Source organism: Bradyrhizobium sp. (assembly GCF_035935975.1).
Taxonomy (GTDB): domain Bacteria; phylum Pseudomonadota; class Alphaproteobacteria; order Rhizobiales; family Xanthobacteraceae; genus Bradyrhizobium.
Map to the genome: position 1 here is coordinate 61,419 of NZ_DASYWN010000058.1, position 14,623 is coordinate 76,041.

The following is a 14,623-nucleotide window of genomic DNA, read 5'->3' on the forward strand; positions in this document are numbered from 1 at the left end:
TGCAGTGGGCGATATTTCGAATCCGCCACCAAGTGGCGGTGGGCGTTCGGTGGCTCCGCCGCCGCGCAACACGAGTTCCGACCTGCCGCCGCATCCGCTCGATAGCGAATGGCACATTCACATCAATGGGCAGACTTACGGGCCCTATACCGGGTATCGCATTGACGAGTTCATCAAGGAGGGCCGTGTCGATGGCGCGACTCAGGTGTTACCCGTCGGCAGCGAGAACTGGACGCCCGCCTCGCAGGACCGCTATCTGTCGTCCCTGTTCAGATCGAACAAGCAAACTCCGCCGCCGATCAATGCGGCGGCCGGCGCGACCGTGGTTCATGTGGTCAATCAGGTGAATCCCGCGCTCCTTCTCGATGACACCGGAGCGTTCGGGGCGAAGTCGCCCGGCGTCGCGCTTCTGCTGTCGTTCCTGATTTGCGGTGCCGGACAGATGTATTGCGGACGGGTGGGCAAGGGCATTCTGATGTTGATCGGATGCATTGCCCTTTGGGTCGTGTTCCTGGGCTGGACGATCTGGATCTGGTCGATGATCGATGCCTATTCGACGGCGAAGGACATGAATCTTCGCTACCTCCGGAGGCTTCAGGCCGGCCAGCCCGTATGACCAATGCGCTGCATCGCTTGCCGGTTCGAACCTGTCCTGCGTGCGGGTCGGCGGTCAACACCGGCGCGCTGACCTGTAATGCGTGCGGGGGCGTGATCGCGGTCGAAAGCGTTCTCAGCCGTCTGAAACAGGAATTCAGGCACCAAGCCGAGAGAATCGGCTGGTCGATCCGCGATCCAGAGGTGCTGATCTGGGTGCTGGCGGCGTGCCCCATCCTGATCCTGCCGCCGCTGCTGGCGCTCTTCATGAGCGTCCGGTCGCCAAAGCTGTCGGCATCCGATGGTCCGGCGTCGAAGTCCAATCAGAGCTTGTTCGTCGCGATCGTCGCCGTCTGCAACATCGTTCTCAGCATCATGTTCTGGCGCTGGCTCAGCGAGCTCTCGCTATCCGGACTTTCGATCGGAATGTTCCTCCGGTCCCTCGGGGTCAACGTCCACCCGCCTGCAAGTTCGGCGGGCCAGATCTGATATCAGCTGCGCCGCTCGCGCACGGAACCTTCCTGCGCGACGGATGCCACCAGCGTGCCGTCGGGCTTGAAGATCGAGCCGCGGGTCAGGCCGCGGCCGCCGCGCGCGCTCGGCGAATCCTGCGCGTAGAGCAGCCATTCGTCGGCGCGGAACGGGCGGTGAAACCACATCGCGTGGTCGAGGCTCGCCGGCATCATGCGCTTGTCGAACAGCGTGCGGCCGTAGCGCGCCATGATCGCGTCGAGCAGCGAGAAGTCCGAAGCATAGGCGAGCGCGCACATGTGCAGCGCCGGATCATCCGGCAGCGTTGCCGCGGTCTTGATCCAGACATGAATACGCCCGTCCTCGATCTTCTGGCCGAAGTAACGGCCGAGCTCGACCGGGCGCAGCTCGATCGGACGATCGGATTCGTAATAGCGGCGGATGAAATCCGGCATCTCGCGGAACATCGGCTGCTTCGCCACTTCTTCCGCCGTGAGTTTCTCCGGCGGCGGCACATCGGGCATCTTGTCCTGGTGATCGAACGCGCTCTCCTCGTCGGCATGGAACGACACCATGATCGAGAAGATCGCATTGCCGTGCTGAATCGCGGTGACGCGGCGGGTCGAATAGCTCTTGCCGTCGCGCAGCCGCTCGACCTGGTAGATGATCGGGATCTGCGGATCGCCCGGCAGAATGAAATAGCAATGCAGCGAATGCGGCAGCCGGCCCTCGACGGTGCGGCAGGCCGCGACCATCGCCTGCCCGATCACCTGGCCACCGAACACCCGTTGCCAGCTCGTCTTCGGGCTGTTGCCGCGGAACAGGTTCACCTCAAGCTGCTCGAGGTCGAGGATCGAGATCAGGTCGATCAGGCTCTTGGACATGACTTGCGCTTTCGCATCGCCCCGGAATGACACATTCGGGCCGTTCCGCCCTTGTTTCACCGCACTGTTTCGCCCAGCTCAAGTCTGCTAGCAAGACCGAGAATTGACCGGGAAGCTTGGTATGTCGGTACAGGGTAGCATTGTCATCGGTGGCGGCGCGTTTGCCGGCCTCGCACTGGCTCTGGCGTTGCGCCAGGGGCTGGGGCCCGAGATTCCCGTCATCGTCGCCGACCCCGCGCTGGGCACCCGGCCGAGCCGCGATCCCCGCGCGACCGCGATCGTGGCCGCCTGTCGCCGCCTGTTCGAGGTTGTCGGCGCCTGGGACGACGTCAAAGGCGATGCCCAGCCTATCCTCGACATGGTCGTGACGGATTCGAAGCTGGAAGATGCCACCCGTCCGGTGTTCCTGAACTTCGCCGGCGACGTCGCGCCGGGCGAGCCGTTCGCGCACATGGTCGAGAACCGCCGGCTGATCGATGCGCTGGTCGTGCGCGCCGAGGCCGAGGGCGTCGATCTGCGCGCCACCACCGTGGCGTCCTACGACGCGCGCGACGAGGGCATCGACGTGACGCTCGGCGACGGCAGCGTGATCGCAGCCAGTCTCCTGGTCGCCGCCGACGGCGCGCGGTCGAAGCTGCGCGAGCGTGCCGGTATCGCCACCCATGGCTGGGAGTACGACCAGTCCGGCATCGTCGTCACCGTCGGCCACGAGCGCGATCACGAGGGGCGGGCCGAAGAGCATTTCTTGCCGGCAGGTCCGTTCGCGATCCTGCCGCTCTCCGGCAAGCGATCGTCGCTGGTGTGGACCGAGCGCCGGGCTGAGGCCGCGCGCATCATTGCGCTTGGCGACGACGAGTTTCACGCCGAGCTCGAGCAGCGCTTTGGCCTGCATCTCGGCGAGGTGAAGGCGCTCGACAAGCCGCGCGCGTTTCCGCTGTCCTATTTCGTCGCGCGCTCCTTCATCGCCGAGCGCCTCGCGCTGGTCGGCGATGCCGCCCATGTCATCCATCCCATCGCGGGCCAGGGCCTCAACATGGGGCTGAAGGATGTTGCGGCGCTGGCCGAGGTCGTCGTCGATGCCGCGCGGCTCGGCATGGATCTCGGCGGCGGCGACGTGCTCGAGCGCTATCAGCGCTGGCGCCGCTTCGACACCATGGCGATGGGCGTTGCCACCAACTCGCTGAACTTCCTGTTCTCCAACCAGTCGACGCTGCTGCGCACCGTGCGCGACATCGGCCTCGGCCTCGTCGACCGCGCCCCGCCGCTGAAGAACCTCTTCATCCGCCAGGCCGCCGGCCTGACCGGCGAGGTGCCGCGGCTGTTGAAGGGCGAGGCGCTGTAGCGAGGATTCGCGCGGCCTTCGTAGCGCGGATGGAGCGCAGCGCAATCCGGGGCCGCTGTATCATGGGCGTGAGGTGTCCCGGATTTCGCTTCGCTCCATCCGGGCTACAAGATCCTCAATCGATCTTTCTCGCCTCTTCCGGCAGCATGATCGGAATGCCGTCGCGGATCGGATAGGCGAGCTTGGCGCTACGCGAGATCAGCTCCTGCTTGGCGGCATCAAACTCCAGCGGACCCTTGGTCAGCGGGCAGACCAGAATCTCCAGCAATTTGGGATCGACACTGGCTTCGGGGCGTTCGGTGGGCGTGTTCATTTCGGTCTCCGGCGGTCGGTTGCCTCTAACACAGAAATTCGCCACCGCCCATTGGTCGGCTCAAGTGGAAACCATCCGCAGGATCTCGTCGAGCAGGCCCTGCAGCCGCGCCGCCGGTACCGGCGTGCCCGACAGGGCAAAGCCGAGAAACGTCCAGTACAGGATCTGCGCGCGGGCCTGCGCCATCGCAGGCGCGAGCCCGCGCTTGGCGAGCAAGGCCTCGATATAGTCGATCCTGCGGCGGTCGATGGCGCGGACCGCGCCTTGCGCGGCTGCATCGAATGCCGCCCAGTTCCGCACCGCGCGTTCGAGATCGAGCCGCGCGCCGAACGACCTGCGCAGCAACGCCTTCAACGCTTCGTCGCCGGCGGCCTCGACGTCGGCGATGATCTGCTCCGCGGCGATCTCGCGCCAGCGCTTCAGCACCGCCGCGTGGAATGCGCCGAGATCGGCAAAATGCCAATAGAAGCTGCCGCGCGAGACGCCCATGGTCTTCGCGAGCGGATCGGCCTTCAGGGCCGTGAAGCCGCTTGCTGCGAGCGCCTTCAGGCCTGCGTTGATCCAGTCGTCGGCGGAGAGCTGCTCGGTCATGTCGGTCCCCAGGATCCGACCATACACTAGTGTATTGACAGGCCGTACGCGAGCGCATAATCAACCATACATATATGTATGGAGACATCGATGCGTGATCTCTTGCTGCAGTGCGCCGGCGTCCTGACCATTATCGTGGCCCTGATCCACGGCTATCTCGGCGAAGCCAAGGTGTTCCCCCGCGCCAAAATCGAGCCGGAGCGGCTGCGCACCCTGATCCGCCTGGTCTGGCAGGCCTCGACCGTCGCCTGGATCGGCGGCGGCGTGCTCCTGATCGCGGCGCCCTGGATGGGCTCGGAGCCGGCGCGCCACTGGATCGTCGTCACCCTCGCATGCGTGTACGGCTTCTCCGCCCTCGCCAACGCATGGGCCACGCGCGGCCGGCACTTCGGCTGGATGATGCTCAGCGTGGTCGTCGTGCTGGCGGCGGCCGGCTACTAGGTGCGGCGCGTCCGGATGACGCGCGATCGAAGTTGTGAGGCGTAAGGCCGCAGCGGCCGTTCAAATCCATGCTGCGCACGGAGCGCGCTGATGTTTTTCGGATCGTTAGAATAACTCTAAACCCCGATAGCCCCGAACCGGATTGACTTCATCATCCCCTTTGCTTCCTTCGGTCCCGCTTCGCGCCGCGCGCGCACGACAGAGGAGGAGACGTTCGTGAAGGTCATTCGTGTTGTTGCAATTGCACTGACGGTCGGCATGGGAATGAGCACCGCGGCCATGGCCGACGGGTTCAAGGATTGCACCAAGCTCGACAAGGCGTCGTGGAAACCGGCGAGCGAAGCCGAAGCCAAGGCCAAGGCGCTCGGCTACGAAGTCCGCCGCTCGAAGATCGAAGGTTCGTGCTATGAGGTCTACGGCGTCAAGGAAGGCAAGCTCTACGAGCTGTTCTACAGCCCCGAAGATCTCAGCCTGAAGCACACCATCGCCAAATGATCTGCGCCAAGTAAGGCTTTTAGGATAGTCACGGCTTGATCGACGAAGCGGTGCCAGACACGCGCGGGGCGTCCGACAGGACCCCCGCGGATCGAACCGCACCGCGGACCGTTGCAGTCTGGGATCTCCCGCTACGCCTGTGGCACTGGGCCCTCGCGGTCAGCATTCTGGCCGCGTGGTTCACTCCCACCGTCTATGACAGGGCTCATCGCATCGTCGGCTACACGGTGCTCGCTCTCCTCGCCTTTCGCCTGGCCTGGGGTGTTTGGGGCAGCCGCTATTCGCGCTTCCGCATGGTCGGCGTCAGGCTGCGTGTCGCGCCGCGCTATCTCTGGAATCTGCGCCGCGGCATCACCGGCCGCTATATCGGACTCAACCCTGCCGGCACCTTGATGCAGGTGGCGCTGCTGCTCGCAATCGCCGTCTCGGCGATCACGGGTGCGATGTCGGTGACGGTGACCTTCTTCGGCATATGGTGGATCGAGGACACCCACGCGATCGCATCGGACGCGGTCATGGTGCTGGTCGTACTGCACATCGCGGGCGTGGTGCTGATGGGGCTTCTTCAGCGCGAGAACCTGATCGGCGCGATGTTCACCGGCCGCAAGCGCATCCGGCATCATCAGGGAAGTTAGGTAAGCGCAGTCGAGCTGCGGGCTTGGTCTAACCTCTCCCGCAAGCGGGAGAGCACCGTCATCGCGGAAGCCTAGTCGTCCCTCACTGCAACGGTGGATCGCCGCTGGTGCGCTTCTTGGCGAGGTCCATCTCGGTGACCGCGATCAGGATCTCGGCGCGGGTCTTCAGGTCGGGCGCCTCCAGCATGGCCTGCTTTTCCGCGGGACCATAGGGCGACATCATCGCCAGCGCGTTGACCAGCGCCTCGTTAGGTGCGCTCTCGACGCCCTCCCAATCGACCTTGAGATTGTTGGCCTTCAGGAAGTCCGCGAGCACCGCCAGCAGCGCCTCGCGATCGACCTGCTCCTCGCCCATGCGCGCGGTGAAATCGTCGATGAAGGCGAAGAAATCCACCTTGCACTGCCGGTAGGCGGTGAGCACCGCGAGCTCCTCGACCACCTTGAAGCGCGAGACGCCGGTAAGCTCGAGAATATAGCGGCCGTCGCCGGATTCGGCGAGCTGGGTGATGCGGCCGACGCAGCCGACGCGGAACAGCGCCGGCTTGTTGGAATTCTTCGGCGAGTGCGCCACGTCGGGCTGGATCATGCCGATCAGGCGATGGCCGTCGCGGAAGGAATCGTCGACCATCGAGAGATAGCGCGGCTCGAAGATGTTGAGCGGCATCTGCCCGCGCGGCAGCAGCAGCGCGCCCGGCAGCGGAAATACCGGAATGATCTCGGGGAGGTCGGCGGGCCCGCGATATTCGATGTTGATCGGCATCTGGTCCCCGCTGACCGCGCTAGCTCATCGCGCTTCAGGAAAACAGGATCGTCGACAAGCGCTTGCGACCCTCGACGGTTGCATCATCCGTGCCACCCCAGGCCTCGAAGAACTGCACGAGCTGCTTGCGGGCGCCGTCGTCGTTCCATTTGCGGTCGCGCTTGACGATCGCGAGCAGTTGCTCGGTGGCTGCGGCGCGGTCGCCTTGCGCGTTGAGCGCGGTCGCGAGGTCGAAACGTGCCTGATGATCGAGCGGATTTGCGGCGACTTTCTGTTCCAGCTCGGCCACGGGACCGAGCGATTGCGCCTGCTCGGCGAGATCGATCGCGGTCTGCACGGCCTTCACGGCGGGGTCGTTGCGCTTGGATTCCGGCACCATGGCCAGCGTCTGCTTGGCCTGCTCCATCGCGCCGGAGACGGCGTAGCACTTCGCAAGGCCGGCAAGGGCTGCGATGTTGGTCGAATCGTACTGGAGCACTTCGGCATAGATCTGCGCGGCGGCTGAGGCGTCGCCCTCGGCCAGCACGGCTTCGGCCTCTTGCAGGATTTCAGCGATATTCGGCTCACCCGGCGCGGTGACGCCCTTCGTCAGCTTTTCAATGAAGGCGTTGACCTGGCTCTCCGGCACCGCGCCCATGAAACCGTCGGCCGGCTGGCCGTTGACGAAGGCGATCACGGCCGGGATCGACTGGATGCCCATCTGGCCCGGGATCGCCGGGTGCTGGTCGATGTTCATCTTGACCAGCTTGACCTTGCCCTTGGCCGCCTTGACGGCCTTCTCCAGCACGGGGGTGAGCTGCTTGCAGGGGCCGCACCACTCCGCCCAGAAGTCGATCAGCACCGGCTGGCGCTTCGATTCCTCGATGACGTCCTTCACGAAGGTCTGGGTGGTGGTGTCCTTGATCAGATCGGCCGCAGCCGGGCCCGCCGCTCCGTTACCCTGGTCGATGATCGTCACGGGATTCCCTCGTCTGATGTCTGGAATGGCGGCTCTTTAGCACGTCGCCATCACATGTGCTTCGTTTCAGGCCCTAAAATTGGGCCGGGTCGGCCGAATTTCAATCCATCGGGGCCGATTCGCTGGTTCCGGGGCGTTTCCGGTCGATCTGGCCACTTTCGGTGCCCATATTGGGCCTCGAAACTCGAATCTTAGCTGCCGGTAGCTGTTGCATTCGCCGCCCGCTTTTGGCATACGACAGCCGTTGCCGGCGCGTCACGCGACCGACACAGGATGCGGGTGTAGCTCAGTGGTAGAGCACGACCTTGCCAAGGTCGGGGTCGAGGGTTCGAGCCCCTTCGCCCGCTCCAATTTTTCCCAGAGCATCCAGCCAAACCGGGTCGGGCCGTGGTTCTCCACGCCGCTGGCGGCTGGCTTGGGTGTCACATGACAATTCTGGTTACTGGCAGCGCGGGTCATCTCGGGGAGGCAGTTCTGCGGTCCCTCCAGGCGCCTGGCTCGCTAGTGTGCGGGATCGATCTGAAAGCGTCACTCTTCTCCGATGCCGTTGGCTTGATCGCCTATCCGGCATTCGTGCGGCGCCAAATGGACGGCCCGAGGGCCCTGATCCGGACCGCGACGTGCATAATCGCCTCAAGCGCGATCAAAGCGCTGCCGACATGTGGCGCCGGAGCCGCTTGTGACCAAAAGAAACTTAGTATTACAAGTTGCCAACTCGCTCCGGGATCAGTTGTAGTAGCTTTCGCTTGCTCGCAGCCGCAACAGAATTTGATAATATCTTACTCAACACGCGTTCATGCGGACCCAATGGAATTGTCCTTTCCGATCGAATTCATAGTTCATGGAACTGCTGTCTCACTTCAGGCAAAGCGGGCCGAATCCAGGAACGAGTGGAAAGCGCGCGTCAAGGCTGCAAGCACAGCTGTCATTCCTCAGCCGCATTTCGCCAGCCAAGAGCCGATCGGCGTTACCTTGTATTATTTGCCTGATGAGCCAATGACTGGCGACATCGACAACATCGTAAAACCAATTCTCGACGCCCTTTCAGCTCACATTTACGTCGATGATCAACAGGTCGAGAGACTTGTTGTTCAGAAATTCGAACCGGGCATTCCGTTTAGGGTCGAGAATCCGACCGAAATGGTGGCAGTCGCCGTCAGTGGACCTCGCCCCGCGTTGTATGTGCGTCTCTCGAACAAGCCACGCGAGGAGTTGCGATGACCGACAAAGTTTCAGAGGCCGAGTTTCTGCAAGGCCTTATTCCGCAGCTCCGTTCGGAAGGCTATGAGGTATATCTGCATCCAACTGCTCCGGTTGTGCCACCGTTCCTTGCTGATTTGCGACCCGACGCAATTGCGATCGGAAAAGGCAAGAAGCTAGTTATCGAACTTGTTACATCGGAAAGTACCCAACAGAAGAAGACGCGGGCGCTTGCGAACCTGATCAAAGAACACCCCGATTGGGAACTACGAGTCCTTGTCGTAACGTCAGCGAGTCGCGGTAACGAACTTCAGGTGCAATCTCGCGAGCAGATTCAGAACTTTCTCGACGAAATCAAATTGCTGCAGGACTCAAACCATGTTTCAGCCGCCTTCATCCTTGGCTGGGCCACGTTTGAAGCTATCGCCCGACGGCTGATGACGGCAACATTTGAGAAGCCGCAGACGCCCGGTCGCATTGTGCAGCAGCTAGCTCAAGAGGGTTATGTCACGCCATCCGAAGGCGATTTCCTCCGCATTCTTGCGGCGAAGCGCAACGCGTTAATTCACGGGAATCTTCATGATTTGCCGCAAAAAGGAGAGGTTGAGTTCTTCCGCGAAATATCAGAGAGGCTCGCAGCGGAATCCGCAGCCGCCTAGCGCGATGGCTGCGGATATTGGCATTACGATCGTGGCTAGGACTAGAAGGCTCTGTCCGGAACGTACGTTAGACATGTAATGGCAATCCTGGTTATTGGCAGCGCGGGTCATCTCGGGGAAGCCATTCTCCGGACGCTCCGCGGGCGCGGTTCACCCGCGCGCGGGATCGACCTGAAGCCCTCGCCCTTCACCGATGCCGTCGGCTCGATCGTCGACCCCGACTTCGTGCGGCGCCAGATGGACGGCGTCAGCGCCGTGATCCACACCGCGACGCTGCACAAGCCGCATGTGGCGACACACGGCAAGCAGGACTTTGTCGACACCAACGTCACCGGCACGCTCAACCTGCTCGAGGCGGCGGTGACCGCGGGCGTGCGCAGCTTCGTCTTCACCAGCACCACCAGCGCGTTCGGCTCGCAGCTTCGCCCCGAAGCCGGACAGGCCGCGGTGTGGGTGACCGAGGATCTGTCGCCGGTGCCGAAGAACATCTACGGCACCACCAAATTGATGGCGGAGACCCTGTGCGAGCTGTTCTTCCGCGAGCGTGGGCTGCCGGTCGTGGTCCTGAGGACCTCGCGGTTCTTTCCGGAGGACGATGACGATCCGGCGATGCGGTCGGCCTACCCGCTGGACAACGCGCAGGCCAACGAGCTGCTTTATAGACGGCTGGATATAGCGGACGCCGTGAGCGCCCATCTGCTCGCCGCCGAGCGAGCGCCAAAGATCGGCTTTGGGCGTTACATCGTCTCCGCCACCAGCCCGTTCGAGCCGCGCCATCTCGCCGCGCTCCCGCGCGGCGCGGCCGGTGTCGTGCACGAACTCTATCCGGATTGCGCCGAGCTCTATGCGGCGCACGGCTGGCGGCTCTTCCCGGAGATCGACCGCGTCTATGTCAACGAGCGCGCGCGGCGTGAGCTCGGTTGGCGGCCTGAATTCGACTTCGCCCATGTGCTGCGCAGCCTTCGCGACGGCCGCGATTTTCGCAGCGCGCTGGCGCGCGAGGTCGGGTCGAAAGGCTATCACGACGAGCTGTTTGACGATGGATCCTATCCCGTCGCCCCGTAATCGCCGCTTTTGCGAATTCGCACGATGCGTCAGATGTGTGGCCGGCGTCGCCGGGCGCAAACCGGCCCGCGCCGTTCTACTGTGCATGGGGTTGTTTTCGCACTTTTTGTTTGACGCAGGCTTTTGCCGTCCGCGCTTGAGCCGCATGCGCGTTTGATTCCGCGCTGCAGCGAGAGCGTTGTTGTCGCCCTCCATCGCGCCGCGAGAAAATCCGTCTCAATTTTTACTGAGCACAATTGCAGTGCGCGCGGCGCGCTTCTCACGGCCGGCAGATGTGCTAACCTTTTTAAGTCTGCCGTTCGGCAGACTCCAAACTTCGCCTCTCGACTAGCCATAACAAAATAATGCGCGGCCTTGACGGCTGCCTTAGGGGAGTGACGCGATGACATCGATGTTCCATCGATCCGTGTTGGCGCTTGCAGCCGTGGCCCTTCTTGCGGGGACCAGCGCCGGCAATGCGCAACAGCAGGACAAGAACAGGGCGCTGAAGAAATACGAATCCGGCACCAAGGATTTCTGGACCCATCCGCCGGATGACTGGTTCCTGGGCGATGAGACCGAGGCGCAGAAGGGCCTCGCGCCGCCCTCGGGGCCGCCGACCGGCGCCTCCGACGCCGAGCTCGCCAACATCATCAAGAAGATCAAGCTGCCGGCCGGCTTCAAGATCGAGGTCTATGCCTCGGGCGTGCTCGCCGCGCGGCAGATGGCCTGGGGTGACAAGGGCACGCTGTTCGTCGGCTCGTTCGGCCTCGGCAACGTCTATGCCATCAAGGACAACAACGGGAAGAAGGAGGTCAAGACCGTCCTCAAGGGGCTGAACATGCCCACCGGTCTCGCCTTCAAGGACGGCGCGCTCTACGTCATCGCCGTCGACAAGCTGATCCGCTACGACAATGCGGAAGCCAACCTCGACAAGCTCGGTGACGGCAAGGTCGTCTACGACGACATGCCGTCCTATGCCGCGCATGGCTGGAAGTACATCGCGGTCGACAAGGACGGCTGGTTCTACATTCCGTTCGGACCGCCCTTCAACGTCGGCATCCCGCCGACCAGCGTCTCGCAGATCCGCCGCGTCGATCCCAAGACCGGCAATGCCGAGGTCTACGCGCTCGGCGTTCGCAACTCGGTCGGCGGCGACGTCGATCCGCGCACTGGCAAATACTGGTTCACCGAGAATGCCCGCGACTGGATCAGCGATGATCTGCCCAGCGACAAGCTGAACATGATCAACAAGATCGGCGAGCATTTCGGCTATCCCTACTGCCACCAGGGCAATCTGCCGGACGACAAGTTCGCGATGGGCCACAAATGCTCCGAGTTCACGCCGCCCGTGCTGAATCTCGGCGCGCACGTCGCTCCGCTCGGCATGAAGTTCTATACCGGCGATCAATTCCCCGCCGAGTACAAGAACAACATCCTGATCGCCGAGCACGGCTCCTGGAATCGTCACAAGTACCAGGGTGGCCGTATCGTTCGCGTGATCGTCGGTCCCGATGGCAAGAATCCCAAGCAGGAGGTGTTCGCCTCCGGCTGGATCGAGGGCGACCAGGGCTATCTCGGCCGTCCCGATGACATCATCCTCGCCAAGGACGGCTCGATCCTCGTCGCCGACGATTGGGCCGGCGCGATCTACCGCATCAGCTACAGCAAGAAGTAGCGCGACGCGACATGGAGGCTGCGACCGGGTGACGGCCGCAGCCTCTTTTGCTTTCAACTTCGATGTCGTTCCGGATTGCGCGCCGGCGCAAGTCCGGAACTCATAACCCCGAGTCGCGGTTATGGATTTTCGGATGCGCAATCGCGCATCGCAGCTCGTGCTCCGTACGCCCCGGAAATGACGAGCCAGATAGATCGGATCCCCATCATGCGCCGCCAGTTTTCTTCGTACGCCATCGGCGTGCTCTCGCTCGCAGCGATCGCCTTCGTCCCGGCCGAGGCCGCCGACAACGCCGCGATCAAGGAGAAGGCCGCGGTCTGCTCAGGCTGTCACGGCGAGAACGGCATTTCGCAGACCGAGAACATTCCCTCGCTGGCCGGCCAACCGGATCAATTCATCCAGTGGCAGCTCGTGTTCTTCCGCGCCGGCTCGCGCAAGAACGATCAGATGCAGCCGATCGCCGAGGAGATCACCAACGAGGACATCCGTAATTTTGGCGCCTATTTCGCGCAGATGACGCCGCCGAAGGCGGAGGAAGACAAAGATCCGGACCTGTCGAAAAAGGGTGCGCAGGTCGCCGTCGGCCGCCGCTGCGCTTCATGCCACACGGACAGTTTTGCCGGCACCAAGGCGGTGGCGCGGCTCGCGGGCCAGCGCGAGGAATACCTGGTCAAGGCGCTGCACGACTACAAGGCCGGCGCGCGCGTCGGCGGCGGCGTCGCCGCGATGGCCGACGTCGCCTATCATATGAGCGACGAGGAGATCACCGCCGTGTCGCATTATCTGGCGTATTTCAAGTAGCGCGAAATTCGAGCCAAAAACTCCGCTGTCGTCCCGGACAAGCGAAGGGCAGATCCGGGACGACAGTAGAGTGTGTGGCTTACCCCGCCCGCTGCTTCTCATACGCCTTCAGATGCGTGTACGCGATTCGGAGCTTCGGCACCGGCACCTTGGCGGCATCGGCGCGCGCGATCAGGTCGCCGATCACGTGATCGGCTTCGACCGGGAAGCCTGCCTTGATGTCGCGGAACATCGAGGCCGTCATCGGCGAGCCCTCGGTGGTGATGTTGCCCTTCACGCGCTCGAAGAACGGCCCGCCCGGCGTATAGCCCGAGGCGGTGGCGATCGCGCTGGTCTCGTCGAGCATGCCGAGCAGGAAATCCCGGCCGCCGGGCGCGGCGAGGATGTTGCCGACCGAGGTGCGCATCAGGCTGGTGCTTGCGGCGAGCGAGGAAAGGAACACCCACTTCTCCCACATATCCTGCATGATGTTCTGGCTGGCGGTGGCGCCATTGATGCCGCTCTTGAACGCTTCGTCGATCGCCTTGACGCGATCCGACGGCTTGCCGTCGCGCTCGCCGTAATTGAGCGACTGCATCGGCTGGAGCTGCACCACCTCGCGCTTCTCGTTCAGTGTCGCGGCGATGGCGCAGAGGCCGCCGAGCACGCGCTCCTTGCCGAATTTCGCATCGAGCGTGTCGAGATGCTTCATGCCGTTGAGCATCGGGATGATTGCGGTGTTCGGCCCCACCGCCGGCGCGAACGACTTGATGGCGTCGTCGAGGTCGAACGCCTTGCAGCTCAGCAGGATGACATCGAACTTTTCCTTGAGCGCGTCGGCCTGCACGGTCGGCGGATTCTTCAACGTCACGTCGCCGTTCGGGCTCTTGATGACGAGGCCGTCGCTGGCGAGCTCGCTGGCGCGGCGTGGCCGGACCAGGAAGGTGACGTCGCGGCCGGCCTGCAACAGCCTGCCACCAAAATAGCCGCCGATGGCGCCGGCGCCGACCACGAGGATACGCATGGGATTGTCCTTATTGTGCTATTGGCGGTCTATCTATAGTCGCCCTTGCGCGCGAAGCGAAGCAACCCAGAATGTCACCGCGATCACATTCTGTCGCTGAGGATGCGGGGATTACGTTTCCAGCACCATCTCCTCGACCTCGCGCAGCTGCTCCTTGCCGAAGAACATCTCGTTGCCGACGAAGAAGGTCGGCGAGCCGAACGCACCGCGGGCGACCGCCTCCTCGGTGTTCTTGATCAGCTTGGCTTTCACCTCCGGCTCCTGGGCGCGGGCGAACAGCTTTTGGGCGTCCAGGCCGGAGGATGCCAGCGCTTTTGCCGCCACTTCCGGATCGTCCATCTTCTTCGGCTCGCGCCACATGTGGTGGAAGGCGGCGTCCACATACTTCTCGAACACGCCCTCGAGCTGCGCCGCGATCGCCGTGCGCATCAGGTTCAGCGTGTTGACGGGGAAGTTGGGATTGAAGACGTAAGGCTGCACCTTGAAACGCTTGATGAAGCGCTCGGTCTCGACCTGCTGGAATTCGCGCTTGTTCTTGACGCCGGCGAGCGTCTCGGCCGGCGACTTGTTGTTGGTGGACTTGAAGATGCCGCCGAGCAGGATCGGTACATATTCGAACTTGACGCCGATGCGCTGCTCGATCGCGGGAATCGCGAGGTGGCTGAGATAGGCGTTCGGGCTGCCGAAATCGAACAGGAATTGCGGGGCTGTGCGGGTCAAATTCGTTCTCCCTGACCGACTTTCTGATCTGGCT

Annotated in this window: 18 protein-coding genes, 1 tRNA gene and 1 pseudogene; 13 read left to right on the forward strand and 7 right to left on the reverse strand. The window is 63.1% G+C overall.

The genetic code is table 11. The features are described from left to right. Nucleotides 1-4 precede the first annotated feature (4 nt). Both VGR99_RS37730 and VGR99_RS37735 read left to right on the forward strand, forming a co-directional pair. Nucleotides 5-616 carry a GYF domain-containing protein gene (locus tag VGR99_RS37730; RefSeq protein ID WP_326905016.1) on the forward strand — a complete coding sequence of 204 codons (612 nt, stop codon included), beginning with the start codon at nt 5-7 and terminating at the stop codon, nt 614-616. Beyond that, nucleotides 613-1,083, forward strand: coding sequence for a hypothetical protein (locus VGR99_RS37735; protein WP_326905017.1), 471 nt, complete (start codon nt 613-615; stop codon nt 1,081-1,083). The genes VGR99_RS37730 and VGR99_RS37735 overlap by 4 nt, the downstream gene beginning before the upstream one ends. 2 nt (nt 1,084-1,085) lie before the next feature. Here VGR99_RS37735 and tesB read toward each other — a convergent pair whose 3' ends face one another. Then, nucleotides 1,086-1,949 carry an acyl-CoA thioesterase II gene (tesB, locus tag VGR99_RS37740; protein ID WP_326905018.1) on the reverse strand — a complete coding sequence of 288 codons (864 nt, stop codon included), beginning with the start codon at nt 1,947-1,949 and terminating at the stop codon, nt 1,086-1,088. A gap of 121 nt (nt 1,950-2,070) precedes the next feature. Between tesB and VGR99_RS37745 the strand changes: the two genes are divergently transcribed. Next, nucleotides 2,071-3,291 carry a ubiquinone biosynthesis hydroxylase gene (locus VGR99_RS37745; RefSeq protein WP_326905019.1) on the forward strand — a complete coding sequence of 407 codons (1,221 nt, stop codon included), beginning with the start codon at nt 2,071-2,073 and terminating at the stop codon, nt 3,289-3,291. Nucleotides 3,292-3,406: 115 nt separating this feature from the next. Here the strand turns inward: VGR99_RS37745 and VGR99_RS37750 are convergent, their stop codons facing one another. Then, entirely contained in the window at nt 3,407-3,604 is a 198-nt protein-coding gene (locus tag VGR99_RS37750) for a Trm112 family protein (RefSeq protein WP_166811546.1), read from the reverse strand. 60 nt (nt 3,605-3,664) lie between these two features. Further along, on the reverse strand, nt 3,665-4,195 hold the full coding sequence (locus tag VGR99_RS37755) for a TetR/AcrR family transcriptional regulator (RefSeq protein WP_326905020.1): 531 nt from the start codon (nt 4,193-4,195) through the stop codon (nt 3,665-3,667). 90 nt (nt 4,196-4,285) lie between these two features. Between VGR99_RS37755 and VGR99_RS37760 the strand changes: the two genes are divergently transcribed. The 3 genes from VGR99_RS37760 to VGR99_RS37770 all read left to right on the forward strand — a co-directional run bounded on the left by VGR99_RS37760 (nt 4,286) and on the right by VGR99_RS37770 (nt 5,766). Next, a complete protein-coding gene (locus tag VGR99_RS37760; RefSeq protein WP_326905021.1) occupies nt 4,286-4,636 on the forward strand; it encodes a hypothetical protein in 351 nt (116 codons plus the stop codon). A gap of 216 nt (nt 4,637-4,852) precedes the next feature. Beyond that, nucleotides 4,853-5,131 carry a PepSY domain-containing protein gene (locus VGR99_RS37765; RefSeq protein ID WP_326905022.1) on the forward strand — a complete coding sequence of 93 codons (279 nt, stop codon included), beginning with the start codon at nt 4,853-4,855 and terminating at the stop codon, nt 5,129-5,131. A 35-nt stretch (nt 5,132-5,166) separates the two neighbouring features. Next, nucleotides 5,167-5,766, forward strand: a complete 600-nt coding sequence (locus VGR99_RS37770) for a cytochrome b/b6 domain-containing protein (protein WP_326905023.1) — start codon at nt 5,167-5,169, stop codon at nt 5,764-5,766. Nucleotides 5,767-5,848: 82 nt separating this feature from the next. Here VGR99_RS37770 and VGR99_RS37775 read toward each other — a convergent pair whose 3' ends face one another. Further along, a complete protein-coding gene (locus tag VGR99_RS37775) occupies nt 5,849-6,526 on the reverse strand; it encodes an LON peptidase substrate-binding domain-containing protein (RefSeq protein WP_326905024.1) in 678 nt (225 codons plus the stop codon). A gap of 34 nt (nt 6,527-6,560) precedes the next feature. Beyond that, entirely contained in the window at nt 6,561-7,484 is a 924-nt protein-coding gene (trxA, locus tag VGR99_RS37780; RefSeq protein ID WP_326905025.1) for a thioredoxin, read from the reverse strand. A 275-nt stretch (nt 7,485-7,759) separates the two neighbouring features. On the opposite strand from trxA, the gene VGR99_RS37785 reads away from it, so the two are divergent. The 7 genes and pseudogenes from VGR99_RS37785 (at nt 7,760) to VGR99_RS37815 (ending at nt 12,866) form a co-directional block, all read left to right on the forward strand. Further along, a tRNA-Gly gene (locus VGR99_RS37785) sits at nt 7,760-7,834 on the forward strand. A 76-nt stretch (nt 7,835-7,910) separates the two neighbouring features. Beyond that, a pseudogene (locus VGR99_RS37790) lies at nt 7,911-8,105 on the forward strand (NAD(P)-dependent oxidoreductase); the annotation flags it as partial. A gap of 186 nt (nt 8,106-8,291) precedes the next feature. Then, nucleotides 8,292-8,705, forward strand: coding sequence for a RusA family crossover junction endodeoxyribonuclease (locus VGR99_RS37795; RefSeq protein ID WP_326905045.1), 414 nt, complete (start codon nt 8,292-8,294; stop codon nt 8,703-8,705). Continuing rightward, complete coding sequence (locus VGR99_RS37800; RefSeq protein WP_326905026.1) at nt 8,702-9,343, forward strand: hypothetical protein; 642 nt, start codon at nt 8,702-8,704, stop codon at nt 9,341-9,343. Before VGR99_RS37795 ends, VGR99_RS37800 begins: the two co-directional genes overlap by 4 nt. Before the next feature lie 78 nt (nt 9,344-9,421). Then, nucleotides 9,422-10,408 carry an NAD(P)-dependent oxidoreductase gene (locus tag VGR99_RS37805; RefSeq protein ID WP_326905027.1) on the forward strand — a complete coding sequence of 329 codons (987 nt, stop codon included), beginning with the start codon at nt 9,422-9,424 and terminating at the stop codon, nt 10,406-10,408. 382 nt (nt 10,409-10,790) lie between these two features. Further along, entirely contained in the window at nt 10,791-12,065 is a 1,275-nt protein-coding gene (locus tag VGR99_RS37810; RefSeq protein WP_326905028.1) for a PQQ-dependent sugar dehydrogenase, read from the forward strand. Nucleotides 12,066-12,272: 207 nt separating this feature from the next. After that, nucleotides 12,273-12,866, forward strand: a complete 594-nt coding sequence (locus tag VGR99_RS37815; RefSeq protein WP_326905029.1) for a c-type cytochrome — start codon at nt 12,273-12,275, stop codon at nt 12,864-12,866. A gap of 79 nt (nt 12,867-12,945) precedes the next feature. Here the strand turns inward: VGR99_RS37815 and panE are convergent, their stop codons facing one another. Beyond that, the gene (gene panE, locus VGR99_RS37820; protein ID WP_326905030.1) at nt 12,946-13,869 is read right to left on the reverse strand and encodes a 2-dehydropantoate 2-reductase; all 924 of its coding nucleotides are present in this window, start codon (nt 13,867-13,869) and stop codon (nt 12,946-12,948) included. 111 nt (nt 13,870-13,980) lie between these two features. Continuing rightward, nucleotides 13,981-14,589, reverse strand: coding sequence for a 2-hydroxychromene-2-carboxylate isomerase (locus VGR99_RS37825; RefSeq protein WP_326905031.1), 609 nt, complete (start codon nt 14,587-14,589; stop codon nt 13,981-13,983). Nucleotides 14,590-14,623 lie beyond the last annotated feature (34 nt).

Coding starts and splice junctions, on each gene's coding strand:
- VGR99_RS37735 (WP_326905017.1), top strand. CDS start 613: ATGACCAATGCGCTGCATCGCTTGCCGGTTCGAACCTGTCCTGCGTGC.
- tesB (WP_326905018.1), bottom strand. CDS start 1,949: ATGTCCAAGAGCCTGATCGACCTGATCTCGATCCTCGACCTCGAGCAG.
- VGR99_RS37745 (WP_326905019.1), top strand. CDS start 2,071: ATGTCGGTACAGGGTAGCATTGTCATCGGTGGCGGCGCGTTTGCCGGC.
- VGR99_RS37750 (WP_166811546.1), bottom strand. CDS start 3,604: ATGAACACGCCCACCGAACGCCCCGAAGCCAGTGTCGATCCCAAATTG.
- VGR99_RS37755 (WP_326905020.1), bottom strand. CDS start 4,195: ATGACCGAGCAGCTCTCCGCCGACGACTGGATCAACGCAGGCCTGAAG.
- VGR99_RS37760 (WP_326905021.1), top strand. CDS start 4,286: ATGCGTGATCTCTTGCTGCAGTGCGCCGGCGTCCTGACCATTATCGTG.
- VGR99_RS37775 (WP_326905024.1), bottom strand. CDS start 6,526: ATGCCGATCAACATCGAATATCGCGGGCCCGCCGACCTCCCCGAGATC.
- VGR99_RS37795 (WP_326905045.1), top strand. CDS start 8,292: ATGGAATTGTCCTTTCCGATCGAATTCATAGTTCATGGAACTGCTGTC.
- VGR99_RS37800 (WP_326905026.1), top strand. CDS start 8,702: ATGACCGACAAAGTTTCAGAGGCCGAGTTTCTGCAAGGCCTTATTCCG.
- VGR99_RS37805 (WP_326905027.1), top strand. CDS start 9,422: ATGGCAATCCTGGTTATTGGCAGCGCGGGTCATCTCGGGGAAGCCATT.
- VGR99_RS37810 (WP_326905028.1), top strand. CDS start 10,791: ATGACATCGATGTTCCATCGATCCGTGTTGGCGCTTGCAGCCGTGGCC.
- VGR99_RS37815 (WP_326905029.1), top strand. CDS start 12,273: ATGCGCCGCCAGTTTTCTTCGTACGCCATCGGCGTGCTCTCGCTCGCA.
- panE (WP_326905030.1), bottom strand. CDS start 13,869: ATGCGTATCCTCGTGGTCGGCGCCGGCGCCATCGGCGGCTATTTTGGT.